At 53.3% G+C, this 3016-nt stretch carries 3 protein-coding genes; 2 read left to right on the top strand and 1 reads right to left on the bottom strand.

What is annotated here, in order from left to right; all coding sequences use genetic code 11:
• The first annotated feature begins 23 nt into the window (after nt 1-23).
• Nucleotides 24-1382 carry an ATP-binding protein gene (locus tag AACZ40_RS28780; RefSeq protein WP_291166547.1) on the top strand — a complete coding sequence of 453 codons (1359 nt, stop codon included), beginning with the start codon at nt 24-26 and terminating at the stop codon, nt 1380-1382.
• On the top strand, nt 1379-2740 hold the full coding sequence (locus AACZ40_RS28785; RefSeq protein ID WP_291166549.1) for a sigma-54 dependent transcriptional regulator: 1362 nt from the start codon (nt 1379-1381) through the stop codon (nt 2738-2740). The genes AACZ40_RS28780 and AACZ40_RS28785 overlap by 4 nt, the downstream gene beginning before the upstream one ends.
• A gap of 50 nt (nt 2741-2790) precedes the next feature.
• Here AACZ40_RS28785 and AACZ40_RS28790 read toward each other — a convergent pair.
• Nucleotides 2791-3016: hypothetical protein (locus tag AACZ40_RS28790; RefSeq protein ID WP_339677093.1), on the bottom strand; the 226-nt coding region annotated here is incomplete at its 5' end.

Raw genomic sequence — 3016 nt, forward strand, 5'->3', positions numbered from 1 at the left:
TGAGGAGGGCAGGGAACGAATAGATGTTTCAAGTCTATGAGACGCGCGTCAGTCGCGGATTTCAACTGGCGATTGGCGGTCTGGCGATACTGAGTCTGACAGGACTCATCGTCACCCTGTGGATTCTGGCGGATTTCCAGCATGAACAGGAAATTGTCGCGCGGATCATCCGGGACCTGCCTGACAGTGATCTGGCGGTGGCACGCGAACTGGCGGTGGAACTGCGGTTTCAGTCTCAGTTATCGATCCTGCTGGTATTGAATATCCTTGCAACCGCTGTGGCGCTGGCATTACTCGTGCGCGCCTATCTGAACAGCGAGCGTTCTCTACGTGAAGTCAAAGTAATGGCAAGTGATGTGCTGGCCAGTATGGATCAGGGAGTCCTGACTACGGATCGTGATGAAGTCATCACCAGTATCAATCCCCGCGGAATCGAATTACTCGGCTTACAGGGGCAAGTCGTGGATCAGCCTTTATCTGTTGTGGGCATTGAACATACCCTGCTGTCGGTGATCTGCAGTCATGTCAATGCGCATCATTCCCCTGTCCGAGACTGCGATTATACCATTACAACACAGGGGCACGAACAGACTCTCCGGGCGGGCTGCAGCCTGCTGAGGAATGAGCAACAGGCAGAACTCGGGACCGTCATCCACGTTCGCGATGTCACAGAGCGGGTGTTGATGGAACAGAGACTGCGGCGGATGGAGCGATATGCCGGCCTGGGCTCCCTGGCCACTGGGCTGCAACACGAAATAAAAAATCCGCTGAGTGCCCTCTCTCTCCACGTTCAACTGCTGGATGAAGCCCTGGTGAGCCAGGCGACCGGCGAGGAAGTCGATGAAATGCTGGGGGTGATTCATACAGAAATAAAACGGCTCACTTCTGTGCTGGAGGGATTTCGGGACTATGCTTCCATGTCAGAACCGGGACGCTCCGATGTGGACCTGGCGGCTTCGATCAAAAAACTGGCGCGGTTTATTCGACCACAGGCAGAACAGCAACGAGTGAAAGTGGAAGTGAATCTTGCAGAGGAAAGCCTCCCGACCATCAAGGCGGACCCGGTTCACATGGACCAGGTACTCCTGAATCTCGCACTAAATGCGCTGCAGGCCATGCCTGACGGTGGGACGCTTTCAATCGGTCTGCAAAAAGAAGGCGAATGGCTGCGGATCAAGGTGGCCGATACAGGGAGAGGAATACCCGTCGAGTACCGGGATCGTATCTTTGACCCCTACTTTACCACGCGGAATGAGGGAACCGGCATGGGACTTGCACTATGTGAAAAGATAGTCAGACAACATGATGGCACCATCGATTTGGAAACAGGTGCCGAGGGGACCACTTTTTCCGTGATACTGCCGATAGACGAGAAACCATGAACTTTGATGGATTTGGAATACTGATCATCGATGATGAACCCAACATTCGTTCGGGACTGGCCAAAGGCCTGGCTCGTGAAGCGGATGTGGTGGAGACAGCACCCAATGCGGAAGAAGGGCTCACGAAATTCCGTGAAGGATTTTTCCAACTGGTGATTGCCGATGTCCGCTTACCGGGTGAAATGGATGGTCTGGAACTGATCGATCAGGTGTTGCGCATCCGCCCCCAGACAACGGCGATCGTCATTACCGCACATGGTACCGTGGAAACGGCAGTCAAATCCATGCGTCTGGGAGCCTTTGACTTTATTACCAAGCCGCTGGACCTGGATCTGATCCGGCACCAGGTTCGCAAGGCGCGAGAACATCATCGCTTGCAGACCGAAAACCTTGAATTGAGGAATCGGCTCGTCAACGCCGGTGAGGTTTCCAACATCATCGGGAACTGTGCTGCGATGAACGATGTGTTTCAGCAGATTCGTCAGGTCGCAGCGACCGATGCGACGATTCTGATTCAGGGAGAGAGCGGCACGGGAAAAGAACTGATTGCCCGCGCCGTACATGATTTGAGTGATCGTTGCAGCGGTCCGTTTATTGCCGTGAACCTCGGTGCCATGCCCGAAACTCTGCTGGAAAGCGAATTGTTCGGACACGAAAAAGGATCGTTCAGCGGTGCTACCCGTCAGAAACCGGGCTGCTTCGAGCAGGCCCAGGGTGGTTCGCTCTTTCTCGACGAAGTGACGGAGATGCCCGCCAAAAGTCAGGTGGATTTACTGCGGGTCCTGGAAACACAGCAGTTCATGCGGGTGGGAGGCGAAGAAGTATTTACCAGCGATGCCCGTATTATTTCTGCGACCAACAAATCGGTCGAGCCCCTGATTGAAGATGGCTCGTTTCGTGAGGATCTGTATTATCGATTAAACGTGATCCCCATTAATATACCGGCACTCCGCGAACGCAGAGATGATATCCCTCTGTTGATCGAGCATTTCCTGACACATTTCTGTCAGAGGCATAACAGGCCTTTGAAACAGGTTTCCCCCGAGGCAATGCAGCAGCTTGTTTCGGCGCGCTGGCCGGGAAATGTGCGGCAGCTCCGCAATGTGATTGAACGACTGGTGGTAACCCTGCCGGGCGAAATCATTCATGCAACAGATCTACCCGTCGAGTTGAATCCCGAACTCTCCTCTTCCTCGGTGCCTGTCAAAACCCTGGTGGAAGCAACCGAAGTCGCAGAGAAGGCAGCCATTACTGCCGCACTCGCTTCCTGTGATTACCATCGGGAAAAGACAGCCAAACTGTTGGGAGTGAGTGTGCGGACCCTGCATTATAAAATGAGCCGCTACGGATTACATTAAACCGCCTGTTGACGCTGATGCTGATCACCTGAATCCACAAAGAAGAGGCGTCACATATCCGACTCTCGAATTGTTTCGGCAGCAGCCTGCCTGACGGGTACTGAGATGTCGACAAACCAGTCCTGATGATCTGCTTCAGCATGAGTTTTTCCAGAGGCGATATTCTGCTCGCGTTCCAGTTTCATTTGTGTAAGCGTTTCACATAATTCGTCAACCCGTGATAACAGCTGCGGATCGTTTTGCCAGTTTAATTCACTGGTCACTTCGATTAATTCG

Source organism: uncultured Gimesia sp., from assembly GCF_963972345.1.
GTDB lineage: Bacteria > Planctomycetota > Planctomycetia > Planctomycetales > Planctomycetaceae > Gimesia.